Source organism: Sphingomonas adhaesiva, from assembly GCF_036946125.1.
Classification (GTDB): Bacteria; Pseudomonadota; Alphaproteobacteria; order Sphingomonadales; family Sphingomonadaceae; genus Sphingomonas; species Sphingomonas adhaesiva_A.
In genome coordinates, this window is the sequence record NZ_JAQIJT010000002.1 from 302,061 (window position 1) to 328,479 (window position 26,419).

A 26,419-nucleotide genomic window follows, 5' to 3' on the forward strand; every position below is an offset into this window, starting at 1 on the left:
GCCGGACCTGCGCGCCCTAGCCGAACGGGGTGCGGAAAGCAAGGTTGACAAGCTTTGCCAATGGCGAGACCATCGGTCCATGGCTACGATGAACATCTCGCTCCCCGAGGCGATGAAGGAATGGGTCGAGCAGCAGGCCGCGACCGGGCGCTACAGCAATTCCAGCGACGTGGTGCGCGACCTGATCCGGCGCGAACAGGTGCGCGCGGAGAAGATCGCCAACATGCAGCGGCTGGTGGATGAGGGCAGGGCGAGCGGTGTCGACCCCCGGTCGCCGGATGAGATCATGGCGGACATCCGCGCACGAGTATTGAGGGAGGCGAGCACTGGGACCCTTCAGGCTCAGGCGTAGGGCGACGCTCGATCTCGAGGCGATCTACCGCGACGGTCTCGAACGGCACGGCGTCGACCAGGCGGAGGCCTATGCCGCTGGCTTTTGGGAGACGGTCGCCTTCCTGGCGGACTTTCCCCGCGCGGCACGGCTGCGACAGGAGGTCGATCCGCCCGTGCGGGCGCATCCCTATCGGTCGCACCTCATCGTCTCCGAGATCGAGGAGGATGGGATCGCGATCCTGCGGATTCCCCACGCGCGCGAGGACTGGGCCGCCGATTAGCGCTGCCTCCGCGCCTCCACCAGCGCGATCGCCTTGGATACCGCGGCCTCGATCGACAGGAAGCTCGTGTCCAGCACGGCCGCGTCGGGCGCGGTGAGCAGCGGCGCGGTGGAGCGCGAGCTGTCGCGTTCGTCGCGCGCGCGTATGTCGGCGAGGACCTGGTCGAAGCTGGTCGACTTGCCGCGGTTCTTCAGTTCCGCGTGGCGGCGCTGGGCGCGGATCGTGGGGGTCGCGCGCACGAAGAGCTTGGCATGCGCGTCGGGCGCGATGACGGTGCCGATGTCGCGCCCATCGAGGATCGCGCCGCCCTCCTGGTGCGCGAACCTCTTCTGCCGTTGCATCAGCGCGGCGCGGACGAGGGGATGCGCGGAGACGATCGAGGCGACCTGCCCGACATCGTCGTCGCGCAGGACGGGATCGGCCAGCGTCAGCTCGTCGAAGTCGCAGGCGGCAACCGCGTCGGCCTCCTTCTCCGGGTCCAGTTCGAGCCGCATCACCGTCGCCGCGACCGCGCGGTAGAGCAGCCCGGTGTCGAGGTGCGGCAGGTGATAATGTTTCGCCAGCGCCTTGGCGATCGTGCCCTTGCCCGAGGCGGCGGGGCCATCGACGGCGATAATCATGCGGCGATCCACTGCGGTTGGGCGCCGAGCGAGCGCGCGGTGTCGAGGAAGGCGGGGTAGCTGGTCGCGATCGGCGCGGCGTCGTCGATCGTCACCGCGTCGCGCGCATGCATCCCCGCGACCGCCATGCTCATCGCGATACGATGGTCGAGCAGCGAGGCGACGCGCGCGGTGCCGGTCCCCGCGAGCGGATCGCCGTCGCGGCCATCGATCGACAGGCCGTCCTCATGCTCGGTCGTGCGCACCCCGGCGAGCGCGAGCGCGGCGGCCATGGCGGCGATGCGATCCGATTCCTTGACGCGCAGCTCGTGCGCGCCGCGCGCGATCGTGGTCCCGCGCGCGAAGGCGGCGGCGACGAACAGGACCGGATATTCGTCGATCATGCTGGGGGCGAGATCGGCGGGGACCTCGATCGCGTTCAGCGGGGCGTGACGCACGCGCAGGTCCGCGACCGCCTCGCCGCCGACGTCGCGCCGGCCGACCTCCTCGATCGACGCGCCCATCAGGCGCAGCGCGGTGACGAGGCCGGTGCGCGTGGGGTTCATCAGCACGTTGCGGATCGTCACGTCCGATCCCGGCACGATCGACGCGGCGACCATCCAGAAGCCCGCGGACGAGGGGTCACCCGGAACGTCAATGTCCTGCGGCGACAGTTCCGCCTCGCCATGGATCGAAATCACGCGGCCGTGCGGCGTTTCGTCGACATCGACGCGCGCGCCGAAGCCGCGCAGCATCCGCTCGCTGTGGTCGCGCGTCGGCACCGGCTCGATCACGCGGGTGATGCCCGGCGTGTTGAGCCCGGCGAGCAGGATCGCCGACTTCACCTGCGCGGAGGCCACGGGGAGCGCATATTCGATCGGCACCGCAGGCGTCAGCCCGCGCATCGTCAGCGGCAGGCGATCGCCGGGGCTGGTCGTGAAGGTCGCGCCCATCAGCGACAGCGGCCCGGTGACGCGCGCCATCGGGCGCTTCGACAGGCTGGCGTCCCCGACGAAGGTGGCGGTGATGGCGTGGCTCGCGATCAGCCCCATCAGCAGCCGGGTGGAGGTGCCGGAATTGCCCATCTCCAGCGCGACCTGCGGTTGGAGCAGCCCTCCCACCCCGACGCCGTGGACGCGCCAGGTGCCGTCCGCCTCCCGTACGACCTGCGCACCCATCGCGCGCATCGCCGCGGCGGTGGCGAGCACGTCCTCCCCCTCCAGCAGCCCGCGGATGCGGCTTTCGCCCACCGCGAGCCCGGCGAACATCAGCGAGCGGTGGCTGATCGACTTGTCGCCGGGGACGGTCAGCGTACCCCTCAGCGGCCCCGCGGCGGCGACGGACAGCGGGCGGGGAGGGGAGGCATGGGACATCGGTCGAGCGGCACCGGCAGAGAACGGGAACGCCGCGGCCTTGCCAGCCGGCTTGCGCTATGGCAAGGCGCGCCCCACTTCGACGGACGCATCCGACGAACCACCCATCCGAAAGGCTTTTCACGGCATGATCCAGCCGGAATGGGGCACGAAGCGTACGTGCCCGAAATGCGCGACGCGTTTCTACGACCTCCAGAAGGACGATCCCGTCACCTGCATCAACTGCGGTTATGCATGGGAGCCGGAGCCGATCCTGAAGTCCAAGCAGCCGCTGCCGTTCGAGCAGGCGAAGCCCGACAAGCAGGAGGCGGATTCCGATCTGGCCGGCGACGACGAGGATATCGACACGGGTGAGGACGAGGAGCCCTCGGCCGACGACGAGGTCGACCTGGGCGGCGACGACGATCTGGGCGTCGAGGCCCCGACGGACGACGACGACAACAACTGACGTGAAAAATTTTGGCAGGCGGCGATCCCGCCGCTTGCCATTCCAGCGGCAGCCCGCTAGTGGGCTGCCTCCCGGACGGAAGTGGGGCCGTAGCTCAGCTGGGAGAGCGTCGCAATGGCATTGCGAAGGTCAGGGGTTCGATCCCCCTCGGCTCCACCATTTCAAGTGTCCAACTTATCTGGATACGTGTCCAGATCACCTGCCGGGGTGTGGTACGATGTTCCGCCTGGCGAGTCGGGCGCGGATCGCAGCGGCGATATATTCTCGTAACGTTCAGCTCTACGCAATGTGGTGTCGCCCCGGCGTGGGCGCGCGGCCGGCGGATTGGCTCTTGTAAGCGCAGCCTCTACATTGCGGTCGCTTTGTCAGCGCTCGTTGACTTCATCCGGCTGCTTACGGCTGCGCAGATCGGTAGCTATGGCCTGCGCCCCATTTTCAGGCCGCGGATAGGTAAGTCAGCTTCGGTGTTTTCATGCCCATGGCGGGGCGCTTGGCCAGCCCGGCGGGTGCCATGCCGTCGCCGATGCGAACGGCCGCCCCTCGGGCTTCTTCAAGGCGGCCCGGGCAGGGCGGCGATGACACCGGAGCGGCCGCGCTGCCGGACGACCTGCCCATGGACGCTCCCCGGTCAAAGGGCATCCAGCCATGCATCCCGGGCCGGCGATCACGCAACGAGCCGATCACGTATGACAAGCCCCGCTACCGACGTCGCAGCCGCATCGAGATCATGTTCGGCCGCCGCAAGGTTTGGCGGCGCGTCGCCACCCGCTGCGATCGCTGCCCCACGGCCTTCTCCTCTGCCGTTACCCTCGCGGCCATCGTCGGTGATCGACGGGTCCCGACCCTGATCGCCGGGATAAGGTCGCTTCTGCTGAGACGTACCGCAAGCGTGGCCCGAATGGTACGCGCTCATCGACGATGTCGTGGTGACGGCGATTGGGGCCAGCGCTTCGGCTTTCTCCGTTGATGACATCTCCTGATCTTTACCTGATGGATCAGGGCGTCCGACTATTGGTATAGTCCGGGCCGCTCGCGCAGGCGGACCGGCTCGATCTCGCCCGAGGCCGCGGCACGCACGCCGGCATCGCAGACCGCCTGCGCCGCATAGCCGTCCCACGCGCTCGGACCCGTGGCGGTCCCCTGCGCCGCCGCGGCGAGCCAGGCGCGGAACTCCTCGTCATAGGCGGTGATGAACCGCTCGCGCCAGTCGGCGGGCACGCGGCCGGCGGCGACGCCCTTGCTCTTGACGACGACCGCGTTGCTCTCGGCCAGTTCCACCGTGCCGCTCTCGCCCGACATCTCGCCGCGGATGTCATAGGCATAGTCGATGTTGACCGACACCTCGACGGTCACCAGCGCGCCGCCGGCCATGTCCATCAGCGCGAAGATCGGATCGCGCAGGATACCGCCCTTGCTGTTGGCGCGCGGCGCGCGGATGGCGATGCCGGTCACCTCCTCGTCGAACAGCCAGCGGGCAACGTCGATGTCGTGGACCAGCGTGTCGATGATCGCCATGTCGCTGGTGTAGGTGTCGGGAACCGAGGGGTTGCGGTGCGCGGCGTGGTAGAGGAGCGGGGCACCGATCGCGCCGCTCGTCACCGTGTCCTTGAGCACGCGATAGGCATGATCGAAGCGGCGCATGAAGCCGACCTGCACCAGCCGCTTGCCGTGCGCGACCTCGGCGTCGATCACGCGCAGGCATGCCTCCTGCGTCGTCGCCAGCGGCTTTTCGCAGAACACCGGCTTCCCCGCCTTGATCGCGTGGAGCAGGTACGCCTCGTGCGTCGGGCCCCAGGAGGCGATCAGGATGGCGTCGACGTCCGCCGCGTCGATCAACGCCTCGCCGGTCGGATAGGCACGCGCGCCCGGGATGCGCTCGACCACCGCCGCCACGCGCTCGGGGTTGATGTCGCTCACCGCCACGACGCGCGCGCCGGCCAGCACCTCGGTCAGCCGGCGGATATGGTCGAGGCCGATCATGCCGGTGCCGATGACACCCACTTTGACGGTCATATCGAAAGGTCCTGTCTGTAAAGAGAAGGGGAGGGGAGTCAGGCCGCGGGGGCGGTGCGGAATCGGTCGACGTAGCGCTGCATCTCGCGGCGCATGAAGCGGCCGCTGTCGTCCGCGCGCTCTTCCCAGGCGAAGACGCAGGCGGTCATGATGCCGTCGAAACCGACGTCGGCGAGCGTGCCGAAGAAGGCGTCCCAGGGCACCTCGCCCTGGCCGATGTCCAGGTGCTGGTGGACGCGCGCGGTCGATCCGGGCGGATTGACGATGTAGCGCAGCCCCGACGACGCCTTGTGGTTGAACGTGTCGGCGACATGCACGTGCGCCAGCACCGGCGCGGCGTAGCGGATCATGTCCGCGACATCGTCGCCGAAATAGAAGGTGTGCGGCGCGCAGTAGAGGAAGCGCACGTTGTCGGAGCCGACCGCACGGATCATGTCGACCGCGGGATAGAGCGTCTCGACGAAGTCGTCTGGGTGCGGCTCGACGTTGAGCTGGATCCCCTCGCGTTCCAGGATCGGGACCAGCTCCTCGATCGACCGCCACCAGGCGGTCTCGCTCGATTCGGTCGTCGCGCCGCCCATGCAGCAGCTCGAGCAGCTTCCGCGCTCGGGATGCGGGCCGCGGCCGAACTCGGAGTTCATCGTGTCGACGCCCATCTCGACCGCGACCTGGATCGCGCGCTTCCAGTTCTCGACCGCCGCGAGGCGCTCCTCCTCGTGCGGGCTCGCCCAGCGATACATCGGCAGCAGCGAGGCGATCTTGACGCCGTGATCGGCGAGCGCGCGCTTGAACCCGGCGATCCGCTCCGGGAAGACGCGCGGGCGCACCCACCAGTCGAGGAAATCGGCGCGCGGCGACAGTTCGAGATATTCGTAGCCGAGATCGGCCGCCAGCCGGGGCAATTGCTCCAGCGGCAGGTGGCGGTGCATGTAGGGATCGAGTGCGATCTTCATGGGACGGAATGCCTTGCCGGTCAGTTCATGGTCGGGATGACGAAGGCGTCGGCGAGGCGCGACGGGCCGCCGTCCTCGCTGCCGCGCGGTAGGTCGGCGGCGCCGTCGGGCCAGCGCTGCGTCACCGTCTTGACGCGGGTCCAGAAACGGACGCCCTCGACGCCGTGCTGGTTGTGGTCGCCGAAGCCGGAGCGCTTCCACCCGCCGAAGCTGTGGTAGGCGACCGGCACCGGGATCGGCACGTTGATGCCCACCATGCCGACGTTGACGCGCTGCGCGAACTCGCGCGCGGCATGGCCGTTGCGCGTGAACAGCGCGACGCCGTTGCCGTACTGGTGCTCGCTGGGCAGCCGCAGCGCCGTCTCGAAATCGGGCGCGCGCACGATCTGGAGGACGGGGCCGAAGATCTCCTCGCGATACGACGTCATGTCGGTAGTGACGCGGTCGAGCAGGGTCGGGCCGACGAAGAAGCCGTCCTCATGCCCCTGCAGCGTCAGCCCGCGACCGTCGACGACCAGCTCCGCGCCTTCGTCGACGGCGGTCTGGATCCAGTTCTCGACGCGGCTCTTGTGCGCGGCGTTGACCACCGGGCCGTAATGCGCATCGGGATCGGTCGAGACGCCGACGCGCAGCGCCCGGATCGCGGGGATCAGCGCCTCGCGCAGCCGCTCGGCGGTCTCCTCGCCGACCGGCACCGCGACCGGCAGCGCCATGCACCGCTCGCCCGCCGAACCGAACGCGCCGCCGCACAGGTCGCGGACGACCTGGTCCATGTCGGCGTCGGGCATGACGATGCCGTGGTTCTTCGCGCCCCCCATCGCCTGGACGCGCTTGCCGGCCGCGACACCGCGGGAATAGACATATTGCGCGATGTCGGACGAGCCGACGAAGCTGACCGCGTTGATCGCGGGATGGTCGAGGATCGCGTCGACCATCTCCTTGTCGCCATGCACCACCTGGAACACGCCCTCGGGCAGGCCCGCCTCCAGGAACAGCTCGGCGAGGCGCACGGGGACGCTGGGGTCGCGCTCCGAGGGCTTGAGGATGAAGGCGTTGCCGGTCGCAAGCGCGGGGCCGCACATCCACATCGGGATCATCGCGGGGAAGTTGAACGGGGTGATGCCTGCCCCGATCCCGATCGGCTGGCGCATGGAATAGACGTCGATGCCCGGCCCCGCACCCTCGGTGTACTCGCCCTTCAGGACATGGGGGATGCCGCAGCAGAACTCGATCACCTCCAGCCCGCGCTGGATGTCGCCCTTCGCATCGGCGACGACCTTGCCGTGCTCGGACGCGATCAGCCGGGCGAGCGGCTCCATCTCGCGCTCGATCAGCTCCTTGAAGCGGAACAGCACGCGCGCGCGGCGCTGCGGATTGGTGGCCGCCCAGCGCGGCTGCGCGGCGCGGGCGGCGGCGACCGCTTGCTCCAGCACCGCGGCGGTGCCGAGCACGACCTGCGCCTGGATGCGTCCGCTGGAGGGATCGTAGACGTCGCCGCGGCGTTCGCCGCCGCCGGCGCTGCCCGATCCGATGAAATGCTCGACAAGGCGCATGAGGGTCCTTTCGTAATATCTCTGAGGTCAGCCGTGGGCGCGTTCGAGCTCACGCTCGATGTCCTCGAGCGTGCGTCCGCTCGTCTCGGGCACGCAGCGTGCGACGAAGACGATCGCGGCGATGCCCAGCACGACGAAGCCCAGGAACGTGCCCGACACGCCCAGCCGCGCGATCGCGGTGGGGAAGACGAGCGCGATGAGGAAGTTGACGATCCACAGCACGAACACCGTCGCGCCCATCGCGAACCCTCGGATGCGCAGGGGAAACAGCTCCGCCAGCAGCACCCAGGTGACGGGCGAGATCATCCCCTGCTGAAAGGTGAGGAAGATCACCATCCCCGCGAGCACCAGCAGCGCGAGCGGCACCGAGGCGCCCACGAGCATCGCGACGACGCCGATGAACAGGAGCGAGCAGGTCGTGCCGACGAGGCCGGTGACGAGCATCCGGCGACGCCCGATCCGGCCGAGCAGCCAGATGCCCAGTACGGTGGCGGCGACCGAGATCGCGCCGTTCAGGATGTTGGCGACCAGCGCCGCGCGATCGTCCAGCCCCGACTGCGCGAGGATGTGGGTGCTGTAGTACATGATCGAATTGACGCCGGTGATCTGCTGCACCACCGCGATCCCGATCCCGACCAGGAAGGTGCGTCGCACCCAGGGGGTCGCGAGATGGTGCCGGCCGCTGCCGCCCGCCTCGCCGTGGTGAGCGAGCGCGGCGATCTCCTGAAGCTCGGCCTGCGCCTCGTGCGGTTCGCGCACGCTCGCCAGCACCTCCAGCGCCTCGTCGCGCCGCCCGCGCATCATCAGCCAGCGCGGCGAATCGGGCATCCGCAGCATCCCGAAACCCAGTACCACTGCGGGCAGCACGGCGATGCCCAACATCCAGCGCCAGATGCCGTCGACATGGCCCCAGACGCTCCCGATCACCGCGTTGACGACGAAGGCGAGCAACTGGCCGCCGACGATCATCAGCTCGTTGCGGGTCACGATGGCGCCGCGCGCGTCGGCCGGGGCGATCTCCGCCAGATAGGTGGGCACGACCACCGATGCGCCACCTACCGCAATGCCGAGGAGGAAGCGGAACACGGTCAGCGTCGTCGCCCCGCCCGCGAGGGCGCAGGACAGGGAGCCGAGGAAGAACAGGCCGGCGAGGAGGATGATCGTCGCCCGCCGGCCGTAGCGGTCGGACAACCGGCCGATGGCGAGCGCGCCGAGCGCGGCGCCGAACAGCAGCGAGCTGGTCACCACCCCCTCCATGCCCGGCCCGAGACCGAGGTCGTGGCTGAGGAAGATCAGCGCGCCGTTGATGACCCCGGTGTCGTAGCCGAACAGCAGCCCGCCAAAAGTGGCGATCAGCGCGATGTTGCCGAGCCGTCGGTGGGGAACGGCGAGGCCGGCGTGACCGGCGGCGGACGGTGGCTGCGAATTGCCGATGGCACTCAACACGCGCTTCTCCTCTCCAGGCGGGCCGTCCGCTCTGTCGGCGGATCGGGCGGCGGCGGACGGGCGGGGGTACCGATTCGCGGTCCCGCGCCCGTCTTGTTCTACGTTCTTACATTATGGAACGTACGTTTCAAGACGCCGTACCGACCGAGTTGACGATGAAGGCGGCGGACCGGGCGATGGCGTCGGCGACCGCCGGATCGTCGTGGACGCTGGTGGCGAAGCATTCGAACGAGATCGCGCCGGAATAGCCGCCGTCGATCAGCGCGGCGATCTGGCCGACGCTGTCCAGCGCATCGTCCTCGTCGACCAGGATGCGGTGCGCGTCGAGCATATCGTCGAACGCCAGGTTCTCGCCCGACGAGACGCCGGATACGTGTATCAGCCCGGTGCGATCGGGAAAGAGGTCGGGGTCCTGCGCGATCGCGTGGTGGAAGGTGTCGTGCAGGATCAGGAACGTGTCCGCCCCGCCCACCGCGTCGATCGCCTCGACCGCGTCGCGCTTGTAGCGCAGCGAGGAGATCGGGAAGCCGAGCGGCTCGACGAAGCCCTGGAGGCCGTGCCGGTCGAGGATCGGCTTCAGCCCCGTCAGCGCCTCGCGCAGGCTGGACGCCCGCTCGCCGTCGCCGCTGCGCCAGCCGTCCTCGTTGACCGGGCACAGCACCAGTGCCGGCGCGCCGCTCGCGGCGGTCTCGGCGGCGATCGCCTCAGCCTGCGCGGCGCGCTCGTCGTTCCACTCGTTGAAGCGCTGGAGTGCGTTGACCGTCAGCGCGGCGACCCCGCCTGCGTCGAGCGTCACGCGCGCGTCGATGCCGGGCGTGCCGTCGGCCAGCGGCTGGCCGGCGACGTCGTTGCGGATCTCCACGTCCTCGAAGCCCAGGTCGCGGGTCAGTGCGGCCAGCCCGGCGAGATCCTCCTTGGGGACGGTGATGTGGTTGACGGAAAAACGTAGCTGTGGACGCGATGCCATGAAGACCCTCTCCTGTGGGATCGACCGCCTGCGCCGTTCGCGGCACCGATCCGATCCGGTCCCGATGCTCGGGCGGGAGGGCGGGGGGCGTCAACGGGCCGCCCCTGCGCTTCGCATCGCGCATGATGCAAAACGCGCACGCACGATGATGCAATCGCATCAGAGGTGTTCGGCGATGACGATCTCGACCGGGAGGAGCACGTCGGCGGTCGCGGAGGCGGGCGGGAGCGCACCGTCGGTGGTGGCGGCGACCATCGCCGCGACCGCGGCCTGCGCCAGCCGCTCGACCGGGGTGGCGATCACCGCGGTCAGCACGCCCTCGGCCAGCGCGGCGCGGCTGTCCGGGGTCGCCTCGTTGCAGACGACGGCGAGGCGGCCGGGCGCGGTCTCGTCGCGCAGGGCAGCGACGACGCCCTCCATCCCGCCCCCCGCGACCGTGATCCCGACCAGATCGGGATGCTGCTTCAGCAGGTCGAGGGTCGCTTCGTGCGCCAGCGCGGGGTCGTCCAGGTTGGCGACCGTGTCGAGCAGGGTGAAGCCGTGCCCGTGCTCGCCGAACCAGGCGCGGAAGCCGGCCTCGCGCTGCTCGTGCCCGCGATAGCGGTGGCTGCCCACGAACAGCGCGACCTTGCCCGCACGCGGCGCGGTGCGCCCGACGAGCCATGCGGCGACCCGCCCGGCGCGGTGATTGTCGACGCCCAGATAGCCCGCCCGGGCGCCGTCCGCGGCCTCGGACAGAAGGGTGAACACCGGCACCGGCGCGGCGTGGATCGCGGCGGCGACCGTGGGATGGTCGATCGCGACGACGGCGAGCGCGTCGACCTCCGAAGCAAGCTGCGCGATCGCCGCCGCGGTCTCCGCCGGGGTGGCGCGATCGAGGTAGCGCAGGCGCGCGACGCCGCGCACCGCCTCGCTCGCGCACGCCGCGCGCTCCAGCGCCTGGCCGAGGCCGATGTAGAAGGACTGCGCCGGCTTCTGCAGCAGGAAGCCCAGCCGGCGGCGCGGCAGCTCGGGCGCGACGCGCAGCCCGATCAGGTGGCTGGCGTGATAGCCGATCTCGCGCGCGGCGCGCAGGACCCGGTCCGCGGTCTCGCTACGCACCGGCACGCGGGCGTTGAGCACCCGGTCGACGGTGGCCCGGCCGACCCCGGCGCGCCGCGCGACGTCGGCGATCGTCGGCCGCGTCCGGGTCACCCGGGGCGCTCGGTCGCATAGAGGTAGCCGACGACGATCGTCTGGGCGAGGCAGAGCGTCGCGGGCAGCGAGCGGAATCCGCGCACCTCCGATTCGGTCACTACCGCCGCGTGCCGCGCCACGCGCGCCACCGGGCTCAGCGCGCTGTCGGTGATGACGTGGAGCGCCGCGCCCGCCTCCGCCGCCAGGGTGCACAATTCCACCGTCTCGTCGGCATAGGGCGTGAAGCTCGTGGCGATGACGAGGTCGCGCGGCCCCGCGCCCGCGAGTTGCTCGCGCTGCATTCCGCCCAGACCATCGATCATCGCAACACGCTTTCCGGCCTTGCTGAGTGCGTAGCCGAAATAGGATGCGATCGGGAAGGAGCGGCGAAAGCCCAAGACGTAGACCGTGTCGACCTCGCGCAGTGCCGCGATCGTCGCGTCGATGAAGGCGATCGAGCCCTCGTCCGCCAGCGCCTGAAGGGAGGCGACGGAATTGTCGATGAACTCGCCCAGGAGCTGCGGCGTCAGGATCGGCCGCATCCCGTCCCATGCCGGCTCCCCGCGCTGGATCCGCTGGCGATAGCCGAGCGCGGGGCGCGAATCGACGAGCTGGTCGCGGAACAGCCGCTGCATCGTGCTCGCGCCGTCGAACCCGAAGGTCTTGGCGAAGCGCACGATCGTCGACGGCTGCACGCCGCTGCGCTCCGCGATGGTGGCGAGCGTCTCAACCGCGAAGTCGCCGGGATGGTCGATCGCATGGCTGGCGACTTGCTGCAGCCTTTTGCTCAACGTCGGAAAGCGCCGGATGATCTCCTGTTTCAGGGATTCGGCGTCGGATGCGGGCATACACTCTCCCTCGGAACGGGAGGATAGCAGGTCGCCATCGGCGGGCAAGATCGCCGTGCCACCCCGTTCCATTTTGCGGTGTAATGGAATTTCTGTTGCAAACGCCTCCGGTCCTGGCCTAACCATGGCGCAACCACAGCGAGCCGGATCGAACCGGCGTATCGCACCAGGATGAGGATCGTTCGTCGTGTCCAGCCCCTCCCATACGCTCGACCTCATCACGCTCGGCCGATCCTCGGTGGACCTCTACGGCGAACAGGTGGGCGGGCGGCTGGAGGATATGCTCAGCTTCCGCAAGTATGTCGGGGGCTGTCCCACCAACATCGCCGTCGGTACGGCGCGGCTCGGCCTGCGCAGCGGTATCGTGACGCGCGTCGGCGAGGACCATATGGGCCGCTTCATCGTCGAGCAGCTCGAGCGCGAAGGGGTGGCGACGCAGGGGATCGTGCGGGATCCGACGCGGCTCACGTCGCTGGTGGTGCTGGGCATCCGCGACCGCGAACGCTTCCCGCTGATCTTCTACCGCGAGAATTGCGCCGACGCGGCGCTGACTGCCGACGAGATCGATCCCGCCTTCATCGGCAGCGCGCGCGCACTGCTCGTCACCGGCACGCATTTGTCGCGCCCGGCGCTGTTCGACGCCAGTCGCAAGGCGGTCGACATCGTGCGCGCGAACGGCGGGCGGGTGATCCTCGACATCGACTATCGCCCGGTCCTGTGGGGGCTGACCCGGCCCGACCTGGGCGAGAACCGCTTCGTCGCCGATGCCGCGGTCACCGCCTCGCTCCAGCGGATCGTGCCTGATTGCGACCTGATCGTCGGCACGGAGGAGGAATTCCACATCCTGGGCGGCAGCGAGGATACCGTCGCCGCGCTGCGCGCGGTCCGCGCGCTCGGGGCGGCGCAACTGGTGCTGAAGCGCGGCGAGCGCGGCTGCGTCGTCTTCGCCGGCGACATCCCCGACGACCTCGACCGCGGTGTCGGCGGCGAAGGCTTCCCGATCGAGGTGTTCAACGTCCTGGGCGCGGGCGACGCCTTCATGAGCGGGTTCCTGGCCGGCTGGCTCGCCGACGCGCCGCTGGAGCAATGCTGCCGGATGGGCAATGCCGCGGGGGCGATTGTCGTGTCGCGGCACGGCTGCGCGCCGGCCAGCCCCACGCGCGACGAGCTCGACTGGCTGATGGCGGGCAAGGCGGGCGGCCGCGTGCTGCGCAAGGAGGCGGAACTGGAGCACCTGCACTGGGCCGAGACGCGGCGACCGCGCACCGGCGACGTCATGGTGCTGGCGATCGACCACCGTTCGCAGATCGAACAGATCGCGGACGAGGCAGGCGCCGACCGCGCGCGCATCCCCGCGATCAAGTCGCTGGCGCTCGCCGCGGTGGAGCGGCTGGCGGCGAGCGAGCCCGGCCTCGGCATCCTGGCGGACGGGCGCTACGGCGCCGACGCGCTGGCGGCGGCGGCGGGAAGGGGGCTGTGGATCGGCCGCCCGATCGAGCTGCCCGGGTCGCGCCCGCTCGACTTCGACACCGATATCGACGTCGCCAGCGAGTTGCGGCAATGGCCGGTCGATCACGTCGTGAAGTGCCTGTGCTTCTACCACCCCGACGACCCGCCCGAACTGCGCGAGCGGCAGGAGCGCCAGTTGCTGCGCCTCGCCAGCGCCTGCCGCGAGACGGGGCACGAGTTCCTGCTGGAGATCATCGCGGGCAAGAACGGGCCCGTAGGCAGCGACACGGTGGCGAGCGTGATCCGCCGCATCTACGCGATCGGCATCAAGCCCGACTGGTGGAAGCTGGAGCCGAGCGCCGACCCCGCCGCCTGGGAAGCGATCGAGCGCGCGGTGACCGATAACGACCCCCTGTGCCACGGCATCGTCCTCCTCGGCCTGTCGGCGCCCGAGGCGGAACTGATCGAAAGCTTCGGCGTCGCCGCGTCGGTGCCCACCATCCGCGGCTTCGCGGTCGGGCGCACCATCTTCGCCGAGCCGACGCGCGCCTGGATGGCGGGCGAGATCGACGACGAGGGCGCGATCCGCCTGCTCCACGACAATTTCGCGCGGCTGGTCGCGGCGTGGAAGGAAGCCCGCGGCAAGGTCGCGGCGCCGGCGGTGGCGGCATGAGCGGCGGCGGAACCGTGCGGCTGACGATGTCGCAGGCGCTGCTGCGCTATCTGATGGCGCAGCATATCGAGGTCGACGGCGAGGAGCGGCCCTATTTCGCGGGCGTCTGGGCGATCTTCGGCCACGGCAACGTCGCCGGGATGGGCGAAGCGCTGCACGCGGTGAAGGACCGGCTGCCGACGTGGCGCGCGCACAACGAACAGGGGATGGCGCACGCCGCGATCGCCTATGCCAAGGCGCGGTTCCGCACCGGCGCGATGGTGTGCAGCACGTCGATCGGCCCGGGCGCGACCAACCTCGTGACCGCCGCGGCGCTGGCGCACGTCAACCGGCTGCCGGTGCTGCTGCTGCCGAGCGACGTGTTCGCCAATCGCCGGCCCGACCCGGTGCTCCAGCAGATCGAGGATTTCGGCGACGGCACGACCAGCGTCACCGACTGCTTCCGCCCGGTGTCGCGCTACTTCGACCGCATCACTCGTCCCGAACAGATCATCAGCGCGCTGCCGCGGACCATGGCGACCTTCACCGATCCCGCGGGATGCGGCCCGGTGACGCTGGCGCTGTGCCAGGACGTGCAGGCCGAATCCTACGACTATCCGCTCGCCTTCTTCGAGAAGCGGGTGTGGCGAATCCGCCGCCCCGAGCCCGACGCGGCGGAGTTCGCAGGGCTGGCGGACGCGATCCGGGGCGCGCGGCGCCCGCTGATCGTCTCGGGCGGGGGCGTGCTCTACGCCCGTGCCGCCGAGGCGCTGCGCGCGCTGGTCGCCGAAACCGGCATCCCGGTCGTGGAGACGCACGGCGGCAAGGGCGCGCTGTCGTGGCGCGATCCGCTCAACGCCGGGTCGATCGGGGTCACCGGCTCGACCGCGGCGAACGCGCTGGCGGCCGAGGCGGACGTGGTGATCGGCCTGGGCACCCGGCTGCAGGATTTCACGACGGGCTCGCGCACCGTCTTCGCGGCCCCGGACCGACGTCTGGTGCAGGTCAACGTGCAGCCCTTCGACGCGCACAAGCATGGCGCCGTCCCGGTCGTCGGCGATGCCGGGATCGTCATCGACCGCCTCGCCGACGCGCTAGCCGGACACCGTGCGCCGGGCGACTGGACGACCCGCGCGCGCGACCTCGCCGACGACTGGCGCGCCAAGGTTCAGGCGGTGATGAACGCCACCCCCACCGCGCCCTTCCAATATGCCGACGTGGTCGGCGCGGTCGACCGTGCCGCCGACGCCGACAGCATCGCGGTCTGCGCCGCCGGCACGCTGCCCGCCGAGCTCCACAAATTGTGGCGAAGCGAGCGGCCGGGCGGCTATCACATGGAATATGGCTATAGCTGCATGGGCTACGAGGTCGCGGGCGGCTTCGGCGCCAAGATGGCGGACCCCTCGCGCGAGGTGTTCGTGATGGTCGGCGACGGCAGCTACCTGATGCTCAACTCCGAACTCGCGACCTCGGTGATGATGGGATATCGCATCATCGTCGTCCTGTTCGACAGCGAGGGCTATAGCTGCATCAACCGCCTGCAACGCAGCGCGGGCGGCGCCGATTTCAACAATATGTTCCGCGACAGCGTGCAGGTCGTCGCGCCGCAGTTCGACTATGTCGCGCACGCCCGCAGCCTGGGGGCGCTCGCGGAGAAGGCAGACGACATGGCGGCGCTGGAGGATGCGCTTGCGCGCGCGCGCCGCGCCGACCGATCGACCGTGATCGTCGTCGACGTCGACCCGTACGAGGAGACGAACCTCGGCGGTCACTGGTGGGACGTCGTCGTGCCCGAAGTCTCGGATCGCGAGGCGGTTCGCGCCGCCCGCGCCGCCTACGAACAGCAAGTCGCAAAGCAGAGGATCGACGGATGAGCGTGAGGTTCGGGGTCAGCCCCATCGCCTGGATCAACGACGACATGCCGCATCTGGGCGGCGACACCCCGCTGGAGAAACTGCTGGGCGACGCGTCGGAGATCGGTTTTTCCGGCGTCGAGCTCGGCGGCAAGTTCCCGCGCGATCCCGCGATCCTGTCGCCCCTGTTGCGCTCCTACGGGCTCGATCTCGTCGGCGGCTGGTTCTCGGGCGAGCTGCTCACCTTGTCGCCGGACGCGCAGATCGAGGCGATGCAGGAGCATCTCGCGCTGCTGGAGGCGATGGGCTGCGGCGTGTTCGTCTTCGCCGAATGCAGCAACACCATCCATTCGACGCGCGGCGTGCCGCTCAGCACCCGGCCGGTGCTCGACGATGCGGGCTGGGCGCGGTTCGGGCGCGGCATTACCGCCGTCGCCGATTACGTCGCGGCGCGCGGCCTGCGCTTCGCCTACCACCATCACATCGGCACGGTGGTCGAGACGCAGGCGGACGTCGACCGCTTCATCGCCGAAACCGGCGCGAACGCGGGCCTGACGGTCGATACCGGACACGGTTATTACGGCGGGCTCGACGTGCCCGCGCTGATCCGCGATCATCCGGGACGCGTCTCCCACGTCCATTGCAAGGACGTGCGCGCGGACGTGATGGCGACGACGCGTCAGCGCGACCGCAGCTTCCTGGACGGCGTCCTCGACGGGATGTTCACGGTGCCCGGCGACGGCGCGATCGACTTCGCGCCCGTGTTCGCGGCGCTGACCGACATCGGTTACGCGGGCTGGGTGATCGTCGAGGCGGAACAGGATCCCGCCCGCGCCGACCCGCGGCGCTACGGCCAGATCGGGCTCGACCACCTCCGCGCGACCGCCGACGCCGCGACGCTGGAGGTCGCGCGATGAGCGACCTGCTGGTCCGCCCGCACGCGCCCGACGAGGCCGGCCGGTTGCTGGAGGTGACGCCGCAGTCGGCGGGGTGGACCTATATCGGTTTCGCGGTCCATCGCCTCGCCGCGGGAGCGACCCTGTCGGGCGGCGGCGACGGGCGCGAGCATTGTCTCGTCCTCCTCACCGGCCGCGCTACCGTCACGGCGGGCGACCATCGCTTCGCCGCGATCGGGGGCCGATCGTCGGTGTTCGAGGGCGCGGGCCATTCGGTCTACGTGCCCGGCGGCACGGGCTGGACGATCGTGGCGGAGACGCCGCTGGAGCTTGCGGTGTGCTCCGCCCCCGGCGGTGGCGACCTGCCGCCGCGGCTGATCGCGCCGGAGGACGTCGGCCAGGAGACGCGCGGGCAGGGGACCAACACCCGCTACGTGCGCAACATCCTGCCCGACGACGCGCCCGCGCACAGCCTGCTGGTGGTGGAGGTCGTCACGCCGGGCGGCAATTGGTCGAGCTATCCGCCGCACAAGCACGACCGCGACGCGCCGCCGCAGGAGACGCTACTGGAGGAAACCTATTACCACCGGCTCGACCCGCCGCAGGGCTATGCGGTGCAGCGGGTCTATACCGACGACCTCGATCTCGACGAGACCATCACGGTGCGCGACGGCGACTGCGTGCTGGTGCCGCGCGGCTACCACCCGGTCGGCGCGGCGCATGGCTACGAGCTGTTCTACCTCAACGTGATGGCCGGCCCGCGCCGCAAGTGGATCTTCGCCAACGATCCGGCGCACGCCTGGATCGTGGAGGCGCAGAAATAGAACTGCGCCTCTGACGGAATATATCTTCTATAAAGCTTGACTCGTAGAATGAAGGTTTCATAATCCCCCTGTCCGGTGCATCGAGAATCCGATCGGCCGGCAGGGAAGAACGCACAGGAGGGACCGGGGAAGGAACCCCGGCCTTCCGAACAACGGTTCAGGAGAGGGATCAATGCGAACCACCACCCGCGCGCGCCTGTATGCCGGCGCTGCGATGCTGCTTGCCACCACCGCGGCGGCCACGCCCGCAAGCGGTCAGGTCGCGACCGATCCCGCCCCGGCGGCGCAGACCGTGCCGGCGCAGGGCGCGCCGGTCACCCCCGAGCCCACCCCCCCGGTCGATCCGGTCCAGTCCGGTCCCAAGCCCGCGGGCACCAGCACCCCGCCGATCGCCAGCCCCGACGACGGGCAGGGCGCCGACATCGTCGTCACCGGCACCCGCGCCAGCCTTCAGCGTGCGGTCGAGATCAAGCGCGAGGCGCCGGGCGTCGTCGACGCGATCTCGTCCGAAGACCTGGGCAAGTTTCCCGACACGAATATCGCCGAATCGTTGCAGCGCATTCCCGGCATCGCGATCGACCGCAACGGCGGCGAGGGACAGTTCGTCACCGTCCGCGGTTTCGGCCCCACCTTCAACCAGGTGCTCGTCAACGGGCGCCAGGTGGCGTCGGAAACCGACGGTCGCGCCTTCAGCTTCGATCTCTATCCAGCGGATCTGATCGCGGGGGCGGAGGTCTACAAGTCGGGCGTATCGCACCTGCCCGCGGGCGGCATCGGCGCCACCGTCAACCTCAAGACCGCGCGGCCGCTGGACCTCAAGGGTTTCCGCCTGATCGCGAACGCGCAGGGACTGTACGACGTCAATTCGGGCAAGGTGACGCCCGAGCTGTTCGGCCTCGTCTCCGACACCACCGACGACGACCGCTTCGGCGCGCTGCTCTCGGTCAGCTACCAGAAGCGGCGCTCGCGCGAGGAATTCCTCGACCAGAACGGCTGGCTGCCGACGATCATCGGACAGGGCGTGAACGCCAGCGCGATCGTCGCCAATCCGGGCAACGTCTCGACGATCTTCCGCCCGCGCGAGACCGCCAACGGCATCCGCGAGCAGGAGCGCGAGCGCCTCAACATCCAGGGCGTGCTGCAATGGCAGGCGACCGACACGCTGCGGCTGACCGCGGACGGCTTCTACAACAAGTTCAGCGTGGATTCGAAGGCGACGCTGCTCAACACCTATATCGGCGTCGGCGCCAACGACATCACCGACATCACGCTGGACCGGAACGGCACCGTGCTGCGCGAGACGGTGAACAGCGAGATCGGCGCGCTGGTCCGGCTGGAAGGGCGGCCGACCGAGACCAAGCTGATCGGCCTGAACGCCGACTGGCAGGTGACACCGGAATTCCGCAGCACGCTCGACTTCGCCTATTCCAACTCGCGCGCCGATCCCGCCAGCCGCCGCAATACCGGGCAGGCGGTGCTGGGCTTCCTCAGCAGCCAGATCGCCGGGGGGCAGCGCTACACCTTCGACATGACGAGCGGCTTCCCCGTCACGACCTTCACCCCGGCGCTGACCTCGGCGATCACCAACGTCGACGCCTATCGTCTCCACGTCGCGCAATACGGCAACCAGACGGGTGACGGGACCGGCGGCGCCAATACCGACAACGGCGTCTATTCGGCGAGCTTCGACAACAGCTACAGCCCGTCGGACGGCGGCTTCTTCAAGACCTTCAGCTTCGGGGTCAACTATACCCGCGATCGCAAGCGGGTCGACTTCATCCAGCCCAACTTCGCCGCCTTCTGCCAGTTCTGCGGCTTCTTCCAGGATGCGCCGAACGCGCTGCTGACGCCGATCGACCTGTCGGACACGCTGTCCGGGCTGCCCTCGGGGATCCAGCGCCGCTTCTTCACCTTCGACCTCGATCAACTGATCGCCTATCAGTCGAGCCCGGAGGCGCTGGCGGCGCGCGACGTCGCCAAGGGGCTGCCGCCCGGCACGTCGGCGGCGCAGTGGGAGCGGCTGCGCACGACCGAGGGTGGCTATGTCGGTGTCCGCCAGCCGGCCAGCTTCGGCGTCACCGAAACCTCGTTCTCGGGTTACGCCAACGTCAGCATCGCCGGCACGATCGGGGCGGTCGACTGGGGCATCGACACCGGCGCCCGGCTGGTGCGGACGCGGACCGAGGCGACGGGCAGCTCGTCGACCCTGCTGGCACTCAACCAGACGACGCCCAGCCAGTACGACCCGACGCTGGGCGCCGCGGCGCTCGTCACCCGGTCGAACACCTATTACAAGCTGCTGCCCAACTTCAATCTGAAGATCCTGCCGAGCAAGGAGATCATCGTCCGGCTCGCCGCGTCGCAGACCTTCGCACGGCCGCAGCTCAGCGACCTCGCGCCGCGCTTCGCGTTCAACGACCTGCGGCCCGGCTCGCTCACCGCCTCGGGCGGCAATACGGCGCTGCGCCCCTTCACCTCGACCAACCTCGACGCTTCGTTCGAATATTATTTCAACACCCTCAGCTTCCTGACCGTCGCGGCCTATTGGAAGAACGTCGAGGACTTCATCGTCACCACCAACAGCGTGGAGACGATCACCGTCCCGAACGGCATCCGCGTGACGACAGGCGATCCCGCGATCAACGCGGCGGCGGGCACGGTCAACTTCCTCGTCTCGCGCCCCGTCAATGCCGAGCAGGCGACCGTGAAGGGCGTGGAGGTCGGCGGGCAGCTTACCTTCGACTTCCTGCCCGGTCCGCTGCGCTTCTTCGGCGTCAGCGGCAACGCGAACTTCGTCAGCTCGAACGCGGGCATCTCGACGGGGGACAACATCAACACGATTTTCGCGCTGCCGGGCCTCGGCAACACGCAGAATGCGGCGGTGTTCTTCGACAACGGCACGCTCGATGCGCGCGTGTCGTACAGCCGGCGCGGCAGCTTCCTCGAGACGCTGGTCAACCCCAAGGCGGCGGTGGAGCCGATCTTCGTCGCGCCGTTCCAGCAGGTCGACTTCCGCATCAACTACAACACCGAGATCGGCGGCGCGGCGATGACCTTCTTCGTCGGCGGGGTGAACGTCTTTAACGAGAAGATCCGCAAGTACGGGCGGTACGAGAACCAGTTCATCACCTACCGCAATACCGGCCCGCGCTATCAGTTCGGCGTCCGCGCGCGATTCTGAGGAGATTGTCTCGCGAAACGGCGCAGCTCGCCAACGTCGAGCTCGCCGTTCACCTTCTTCCAACGATGGAAAGACCCTACGCCGCCGTTCCGGCGATGCTTCGCATCGCTGGAACCCTGGGCCGCTCCGCCCGTCCGGCGGATCACCTTCGCCATTCACCAGGCGGCGTGTCCGATCATCGCAGGGGGCGCTCCACGAGCGCGCCGCCGCCCGGCTCGAAGGCGCGGTCGGGTAGCGAGAGGACGCGGTCGAGCGTCCTTCGGACGTGCGCGCGACCGGCGCTCTCGGCGCGGGACGGATCGTCGGACAGGATCGCCGCGAAGAGGTCGACATAGTCGGACAGGTCGGTCGAGTCGGCGGCACGATCGAACGCGCGAAGCTGCACGCGCATGATCTGGACCTGGATCGCGGGAAAGACACGCTGCAATTCGGCATTGCCGGGTGACGCGACGAGGTAGCGATAGAAATCCTCGCGCGCTTCGACGAACCGATGGAACTCGGTCGCCGGCGCACAGCAGGACATGACCGAATAGCGTCGTTCCAGACCCTCCCGCACATCGGCGTCCCGCATCGCCCCGCAGGCCCCCCGCGCGGCGAGGCCCAGCAGGACCTCCACCACGTCGAGGATGCCGCTGACCTCGTCGCGCGTGAGCCGGCGAACCTGCGCGCCGCGGTTCGCCGCGATGGTGACGACGCCGGTCGAGGCGAGGCGCTGCAACACCTCGCGGACGGTGCCGCGTCCGACGTCGAAGTCGCGCATCAGGTCGGGCGCGGCCAGCCGCTGCCCGGGTACGTAGCGTCCCTCGTAGAGCGCGCGAAGGATGCCGCGACGGACCTGCTCGAACGGTGTCCTCTCGGCCGTTCCCCTGTTTTCGTTCTTCGTCATGGTCGGCAGGACAAGTTCCCGATGCTGCTGCCTTTTGGCGGATCGCACACCGGCGGACGCCGAGAAAGCCCCATCGCGTCACATCGCCGAAATGCCGCCGTCGAGCTTCAGCTCGGCGCCCGTCATGAAGCGGCTTTCGTCCGAGGCCAGATACACCGCGGCGTGCGCCACATCGGCGGGATCGCCGAGGCGACCGAGCGGTACCTGCCGCGCCAGCTTCGCCAGCACGGTCTCCTCGTCGCGGTCGCCGACCAGATCCTGAAGGATGGGGGTGCGGATGAACGTCGGGTGGATCGAATTGCAGCGGATGTCCCAGCCCTGCCGTGCGCAGTGGAGCGCGACCGACTTGGTGAGCATCCACACCGCCGCCTTCGTCGCGTTGTAGTTCGCGAAATTGTGCGCCGCGATCAGCCCCGCGATCGACGACAGATTGACGATCGATGCCGGCTGGCTGTCGCGCAGGAGCGGAAGCGCCAGCTTCGTGCCGAGGAAGACGCTGTCGACGTTGACTGCCGTACCGCGCCGCCATGCCGCCAGCGAGAGATCCTCGACCGATCCGGTCAGGACGATCCCGGCATTGTTGACGAGCACCGAAAGGCCGCCGAGCGCGGCGTGCGCGCGATCGATCGCCGCCGCCCAGTCGTGCTCGTCGGTGACGTCGTGGCGCGCCGCATAGGCGATGCCCGGGCCGAATTCGGCGTCGATCGCCTCTGCGGCGGCGACGGCGCCGTCCTCGTTGATGTCGGTCAGCAACACCCGCGCGCCCTCGCGTGCGAAGGCGTGCGCGATCGCGGCGCCCAGTCCCTGCGCGGCGCCGGTCACGAGCGCCCTCTTCCCGGCCAGGCGGCGGCTCATGCGTCGCCGTCCATGGCGATCATCGACGCCGCACCAGCGGCTTCCCGACCGCTGCGCGCCAGCCGGGCGGCCCGGAGCGGCGTTCCCCTCACAAATCCCATCATCACACCCTCCTCGATTGTAAATCGTCCTACACGATAGTAAGACTTGATCAAGCAGCAGAGGGGACGGGGATGACGCTGGCCGGACGAACGCTTTTCATCACCGGCGGCAGCCGGGGTATCGGACTTGCGATCGCCGAGCGTGCGGCGCGCGACGGCGCCAATGTCGTGATCGCCGCCAAGACGGCGGAGCCGCATCCGAAGCTGCCCGGCACCATCCACACGGCGGCGGCGGCGATCGAGGCGGCCGGCGGCAGGGCGCTGCCGCTGCTCCTGGACGTCCGCGATGCCGACGCGGTCGCGGCGGCCGTCGATCAGGCGGCGCAGCATTTCGGCGGCATCGACATCTGCGTCAACAACGCCTCCGCGATCAACCTGTCGCGATCGGAAGAGATCGAGGTGAAACGCTTCGACCTGATCCAGCAGATCAATATGCGCGGCACGTTTTTGGTGTCGCGGGCCTGCGTGCCGCACCTGCGCCGGAGCCCGAACGCGCACGTGCTCACGCTCTCGCCGCCGCTCACCCTGCGGGCCGACTGGTTCGCGCAGCATCTGCCGTACACGCTCAGCAAATACGGGATGTCGATGGTGACCTTCGGCATGGCCGAGGAATTTCGCGCCGACGGCATCGCGTTCAACGCGCTGTGGCCGCGGACCACGATCGCCACCGCGGCAGTCGAGTTCGCGCTGGGGGGCGAGGACCTGATGCGCCGGTCGCGAAAGCCGGAGATCATGGCCGACGCCGCCTATGCCATCTTCCGGCGCGACGCGCGATACTATTCGGGCCATTTCGTGCTCGACGAGGACGTGCTGCGCGAGGAGGGGCGGACCGACTTTTCGGCATATCGTCACGATCCGGCCGCGACGCTGGAGATCGACATCTTCGTCGCGCCCGGCGCCGACCCGATCGAGTAGCGCGGGGCGATCCGGCGCCGGTTGCCCAGCCTCGATCCCGTCTAGGTCAGGCTGGCGCGCAGCCGCTGCGCGGTCGCGGCATCGGCCCGCTCGGCGGCTACCGCGTCATAGGTCGGTCCGCGCCGCGCGAAGCCGTGGCCGACGCCGTCGTGCGTGATGATTTCCACCTTCGGATTTTCCGCAGCGGCGGCGGCGATCGCCGCCTGGGCATCGGGCGGACACAGATGGTCGTCGGCCGCGATATGCAGCAGCAGCGGCGCCGTCACCTTCCCCATGTCGGCCAGCGACGCCTGGATCGCCACGCCGTAATAAGCGACGCCGGCGTCGATCCCGGGTTCCATCGCCATGAGATAGGCGAGCTTGCCGCCGAGGCAGAAGCCGACCGCCGCCACCTTGCCGTTCGCACCCGGCTGCTCCCTTGCCACCGCCGCCGCGGCGAGGGCGTCCGCCACCGCCTGACCGTGATCCAGCGACTGCGACAGGGCGAGCGCACGCTGCATCTGATCGGGCACCGCCGGATCGAGCGCGACCAGTCGCTCCTGACGCCAGAACAGGTCCGGCGCGATCGCGAAATAGCCTTCCGCGGCGAAGGCGTCGCAGACCGACCGGATGTAACCGTTCACGCCGAATATCTCCTGCAGCACCACGATGCTGCCGCCGTTCGGCGAGTCCGGCGTCGCCAGATACGCGTCGAAGCGCTCGTCGCGGCCGGCGGGAACGGGGATGAACGATGAGGGCATGGCAGGGTCTCCGCGGGCGGATCGATCGCCCTTCTTGACGGACCTCATGAAGCAACCGTAAAAACTGTTCAAGAGGACAATCTAATGTCGGATCGGCCGGTTTCGGGTGCACGATGCCGGATAGAGGCAGGGGAGGATCAAGATGGCAAGGATCGCCGAATTCCGGGAGCTGCTGTTCCCGCTCGAGTCGGATCGGCTCGCGCCGTGGCGCGGTGTGGATGCGCTCACCTTCGGGCGGGAGATGCGCCAGCATCCGTTCGCGGGGCGGATGATTTCCGGCTGGGAAGCGATCGCGGATGCGCCGTTCCACGGCCTGACCTGCGACGGCCATTGCGAGAGCGGGCTGTTTGCGCTGGCGGACGAGGGCGCCCCCACGGCGGGGATGGTGCGCGCCGCAGCCGACCTGCTTTCGATCCTTTCGCCGGACCAGAACCGGCAATTGCGCTATCCGATCGATGCGAAGGAATGGCGACGCTGGAGCAATCCGGAGTTCCTGTTCAATCCCAACGGGCTGCGACTGGAAGATTGCGCCGAGCCGATACGCGCGGCGATCCTGCGGCTGATCGAGGCGTCGCTCAGCGCGGACGGCTTCGCCAAGGCGCGCGGCTGCATGAAGACGAACGCCTTCCTGGGCGAATTGTGCGCGCTGCCCAACATCATGAACGAGTGGAGCTACAATTTCCTGCTGTTCGGGGAGCCCTCGCCGGACGCGCCATGGGGCTGGAGTCTCTATGGCCATCATCTGGTGCTCAACTGCTTCGTGCTGGGCGGTCAGATGGTGATCTCCCCCACCTTCATGGGCGCCGAGCCGAACTTCATCGATGCCGGGCCGGACAAGGGACTCCGCCTGTTCGACGCGGAAGAGGAGGGCGGCCTGTCGCTGATGCGCTCGCTCGACGCCGACAAGCGGCGCCGCGCGACGACCTATGCGGCGATGAACGATCCGGCGATGCCCGAGGGGCGGCTGCACATCGGCGATCAGCGGCACCTGGGCGGCGCGTTCCAGGACAATCGCATCGTCCCCTACGAAGGCGTCTGCGCCGCCGAGTTCGACGCGCGCCAGCGTCGCGCGCTGCTCGATATCGTGTCGGCGTTCGTCACCTATCTGCCCGAGGGACCGCTCGTGGCGAAGATGGCGCAGGTCGAGGCGCATCTCGACCGCACCTGGTGGAGCTGGATCGGCGGCCACGGAGACGACGACCCCTTCTACTATCGGGTGCAGAGCCCGGTCGTGATGGTGGAATTCGATCACCACAGCGGCGTGTGGCTGAACAACACCGAACCGGCGAAATGCCATATCCACACTGTCGTGCGTACGCCCAACGGCAACGATTACGGCCGCGACCTGCTGCGACAGCATTACGCGCAGGTGCATCCCGGCAAGACCCCCGGTCGTGATTGACGCCGGGCTGGTGACGCTCGTCACCGCCGGTGCGCTGGGGCTGCGCCACGCGCTCGATCCCGATCACCTCGTCGCGGTGACCGGCCTTGCCGCCGGCGAACCGACCGTGCGGCCGCGCCGACTCGCGCTGATCGGGGCGTCCTGGGGCGCGGGCCATGCGGCCAGCCTCGCGCTCGCCGGGCTGGTCGCGCTATGGGCCGGATGGCAGCCGGGCGAGGCCGGTCAGCAGAATTGGGAGCGGATCGTCGGCCTGCTGATCGCGGTGATCGGTCTGCGGCTGATCGCGATGCGGGTCGTCCTGGTCAGGCCGGCCAGCCTCCCGCCGACGCGCCGCGGCTTTCCGGCGGCGTTCCTCGTCGGCGTCGTCCACGGTCTGGCGGGATCGGCGGGGGTGACGCTGTTGCTTCTGCCGCTCGCCGCGCCGGGGCTGCGGGTGCCGGCCTTGCTGCTGTTCGCGGCGATGACGGCCGTGTCGATGGTCGGATGCATCCTGGCGGTCGGCGGCGTGGTGCGGCGCGTCCATCCGTCGACCGCCATCCCGCAACGGCTGCGGGTCGCCGTCGGCTGCGTCAGCGTGCTGTTCGGCGTGGGCTATGCCATCGCCGCCGCCTGAACGGCAGGGTGAAGGCGGGGGGCGAGAGCGGGGGAGGGGGCGAGGGAGGGGGCCGCGGCGCG

The 26,419-nt window shown here is 69.4% G+C and carries 23 protein-coding genes, 1 tRNA gene and 1 pseudogene; 13 read left to right on the forward strand and 12 right to left on the reverse strand.

Annotated features, from left to right (window positions below; all coding sequences use genetic code 11):
- Positions 1-79 precede the first annotated feature (79 nt).
- On the forward strand, positions 80-352 hold the full coding sequence (locus tag PGN23_RS07905; RefSeq protein ID WP_335302348.1) for a type II toxin-antitoxin system ParD family antitoxin: 273 nt from the start codon (positions 80-82) through the stop codon (positions 350-352).
- A gap of 22 nt (positions 353-374) precedes the next feature.
- Positions 375-614, forward strand: a complete 240-nt coding sequence (locus tag PGN23_RS07910) for a type II toxin-antitoxin system RelE/ParE family toxin (RefSeq protein WP_335304549.1) — start codon at positions 375-377, stop codon at positions 612-614.
- Here PGN23_RS07910 and cmk read toward each other — a convergent pair.
- Together cmk and aroA are read right to left on the reverse strand one after the other, a co-directional pair.
- The gene (gene cmk / locus PGN23_RS07915; RefSeq protein ID WP_335302349.1) at positions 611-1,234 is read right to left on the reverse strand and encodes a (d)CMP kinase; all 624 of its coding nucleotides are present in this window, start codon (positions 1,232-1,234) and stop codon (positions 611-613) included. The two genes, PGN23_RS07910 and cmk, sit on opposite strands and share 4 nt — an antisense overlap.
- Positions 1,231-2,586 (reverse strand): 3-phosphoshikimate 1-carboxyvinyltransferase, encoded by a 1,356-nt coding sequence (gene aroA / locus PGN23_RS07920; RefSeq protein ID WP_335302350.1) that lies wholly within the window; start codon positions 2,584-2,586, stop codon positions 1,231-1,233. The genes cmk and aroA overlap by 4 nt, the downstream gene beginning before the upstream one ends.
- Positions 2,587-2,713: 127 nt before the next feature.
- Here aroA and PGN23_RS07925 point away from each other — a divergent pair, with 127 nt between their 5' ends.
- The 3 genes and pseudogenes from PGN23_RS07925 to PGN23_RS07935 form a co-directional block, all read left to right on the forward strand.
- Positions 2,714-3,034: an FYDLN acid domain-containing protein gene (locus PGN23_RS07925; protein WP_335302351.1), complete on the forward strand. Its 321-nt coding sequence runs from the start codon at positions 2,714-2,716 to the stop codon at positions 3,032-3,034.
- Between the two features lie 83 nt (positions 3,035-3,117).
- Positions 3,118-3,193: transfer RNA gene (locus PGN23_RS07930), tRNA-Ala, on the forward strand.
- Positions 3,194-3,544: 351 nt separating this feature from the next.
- Positions 3,545-3,857, forward strand: a pseudogene (locus PGN23_RS07935) (IS5/IS1182 family transposase); the annotation flags it as partial.
- Positions 3,858-4,042: 185 nt separating this feature from the next.
- On the opposite strand, the gene PGN23_RS07940 reads toward PGN23_RS07935, so the two are convergent.
- From PGN23_RS07940 to PGN23_RS07970, 7 genes are all read right to left on the reverse strand, one after another.
- Complete coding sequence (locus tag PGN23_RS07940) at positions 4,043-5,047, reverse strand: Gfo/Idh/MocA family oxidoreductase (protein ID WP_335302352.1); 1,005 nt, start codon at positions 5,045-5,047, stop codon at positions 4,043-4,045.
- Positions 5,048-5,085: 38 nt separating this feature from the next.
- Positions 5,086-6,000: a sugar phosphate isomerase/epimerase family protein gene (locus tag PGN23_RS07945; protein WP_335302353.1), complete on the reverse strand. Its 915-nt coding sequence runs from the start codon at positions 5,998-6,000 to the stop codon at positions 5,086-5,088.
- 20 nt (positions 6,001-6,020) lie between these two features.
- Positions 6,021-7,553 (reverse strand): CoA-acylating methylmalonate-semialdehyde dehydrogenase, encoded by a 1,533-nt coding sequence (locus PGN23_RS07950; protein ID WP_335302354.1) that lies wholly within the window; start codon positions 7,551-7,553, stop codon positions 6,021-6,023.
- 27 nt (positions 7,554-7,580) lie between these two features.
- Positions 7,581-8,999, reverse strand: coding sequence for a sugar porter family MFS transporter (locus PGN23_RS07955; protein WP_335302355.1), 1,419 nt, complete (start codon positions 8,997-8,999; stop codon positions 7,581-7,583).
- Between the two features lie 127 nt (positions 9,000-9,126).
- Positions 9,127-9,966 carry a TIM barrel protein gene (locus PGN23_RS07960; protein ID WP_335302356.1) on the reverse strand — a complete coding sequence of 280 codons (840 nt, stop codon included), beginning with the start codon at positions 9,964-9,966 and terminating at the stop codon, positions 9,127-9,129.
- A gap of 159 nt (positions 9,967-10,125) precedes the next feature.
- Positions 10,126-11,160, reverse strand: a complete 1,035-nt coding sequence (locus PGN23_RS07965; RefSeq protein WP_335302357.1) for a LacI family DNA-binding transcriptional regulator — start codon at positions 11,158-11,160, stop codon at positions 10,126-10,128.
- Positions 11,157-11,990: a MurR/RpiR family transcriptional regulator gene (locus PGN23_RS07970; protein WP_335302358.1), complete on the reverse strand. Its 834-nt coding sequence runs from the start codon at positions 11,988-11,990 to the stop codon at positions 11,157-11,159. Before PGN23_RS07970 ends, PGN23_RS07965 begins: the two co-directional genes overlap by 4 nt.
- Positions 11,991-12,177: 187 nt before the next feature.
- Here PGN23_RS07970 and PGN23_RS07975 point away from each other — a divergent pair, with 187 nt between their 5' ends.
- The 5 genes from PGN23_RS07975 to PGN23_RS07995 all read left to right on the forward strand — a co-directional run bounded on the left by PGN23_RS07975 (position 12,178) and on the right by PGN23_RS07995 (position 20,845).
- Positions 12,178-14,112, forward strand: a complete 1,935-nt coding sequence (locus PGN23_RS07975; RefSeq protein WP_335302359.1) for a bifunctional 5-dehydro-2-deoxygluconokinase/5-dehydro-2-deoxyphosphogluconate aldolase — start codon at positions 12,178-12,180, stop codon at positions 14,110-14,112.
- Complete coding sequence (gene iolD / locus PGN23_RS07980) at positions 14,109-15,965, forward strand: 3D-(3,5/4)-trihydroxycyclohexane-1,2-dione acylhydrolase (decyclizing) (RefSeq protein ID WP_335302360.1); 1,857 nt, start codon at positions 14,109-14,111, stop codon at positions 15,963-15,965. Before PGN23_RS07975 ends, iolD begins: the two co-directional genes overlap by 4 nt.
- A complete protein-coding gene (iolE, locus tag PGN23_RS07985; RefSeq protein WP_335302361.1) occupies positions 15,962-16,861 on the forward strand; it encodes a myo-inosose-2 dehydratase in 900 nt (299 codons plus the stop codon). Before iolD ends, iolE begins: the two co-directional genes overlap by 4 nt.
- The gene (gene iolB / locus PGN23_RS07990; RefSeq protein WP_335302362.1) at positions 16,858-17,664 is read left to right on the forward strand and encodes a 5-deoxy-glucuronate isomerase; all 807 of its coding nucleotides are present in this window, start codon (positions 16,858-16,860) and stop codon (positions 17,662-17,664) included. The genes iolE and iolB overlap by 4 nt, the downstream gene beginning before the upstream one ends.
- A gap of 172 nt (positions 17,665-17,836) precedes the next feature.
- A complete protein-coding gene (locus PGN23_RS07995) occupies positions 17,837-20,845 on the forward strand; it encodes a TonB-dependent receptor (RefSeq protein ID WP_335302363.1) in 3,009 nt (1,002 codons plus the stop codon).
- Between the two features lie 175 nt (positions 20,846-21,020).
- On the opposite strand, the gene PGN23_RS08000 is transcribed toward PGN23_RS07995, so the two are convergent.
- Both PGN23_RS08000 and PGN23_RS08005 read right to left on the reverse strand, forming a co-directional pair.
- Positions 21,021-21,731, reverse strand: coding sequence for a GntR family transcriptional regulator (locus PGN23_RS08000; protein WP_335302364.1), 711 nt, complete (start codon positions 21,729-21,731; stop codon positions 21,021-21,023).
- A gap of 78 nt (positions 21,732-21,809) precedes the next feature.
- Entirely contained in the window at positions 21,810-22,586 is a 777-nt protein-coding gene (locus PGN23_RS08005) for an SDR family oxidoreductase (protein ID WP_335302365.1), read from the reverse strand.
- A gap of 173 nt (positions 22,587-22,759) precedes the next feature.
- Between PGN23_RS08005 and PGN23_RS08010 the strand changes: the two genes are divergently transcribed.
- Positions 22,760-23,602 (forward strand): SDR family oxidoreductase, encoded by an 843-nt coding sequence (locus PGN23_RS08010; RefSeq protein WP_335302366.1) that lies wholly within the window; start codon positions 22,760-22,762, stop codon positions 23,600-23,602.
- Positions 23,603-23,643: 41 nt separating this feature from the next.
- On the opposite strand, the gene PGN23_RS08015 is transcribed toward PGN23_RS08010, so the two are convergent.
- Positions 23,644-24,342: a dienelactone hydrolase family protein gene (locus tag PGN23_RS08015; protein WP_335302367.1), complete on the reverse strand. Its 699-nt coding sequence runs from the start codon at positions 24,340-24,342 to the stop codon at positions 23,644-23,646.
- 142 nt (positions 24,343-24,484) lie between these two features.
- On the opposite strand from PGN23_RS08015, the gene PGN23_RS08020 reads away from it, so the two are divergent.
- Positions 24,485-25,744 carry a DUF3500 domain-containing protein gene (locus tag PGN23_RS08020; RefSeq protein ID WP_335302368.1) on the forward strand — a complete coding sequence of 420 codons (1,260 nt, stop codon included), beginning with the start codon at positions 24,485-24,487 and terminating at the stop codon, positions 25,742-25,744.
- Positions 25,737-26,357 carry a hypothetical protein gene (locus PGN23_RS08025; protein ID WP_335302369.1) on the forward strand — a complete coding sequence of 207 codons (621 nt, stop codon included), beginning with the start codon at positions 25,737-25,739 and terminating at the stop codon, positions 26,355-26,357. Before PGN23_RS08020 ends, PGN23_RS08025 begins: the two co-directional genes overlap by 8 nt.
- Positions 26,358-26,419: the final 62 nt, after the last annotated feature.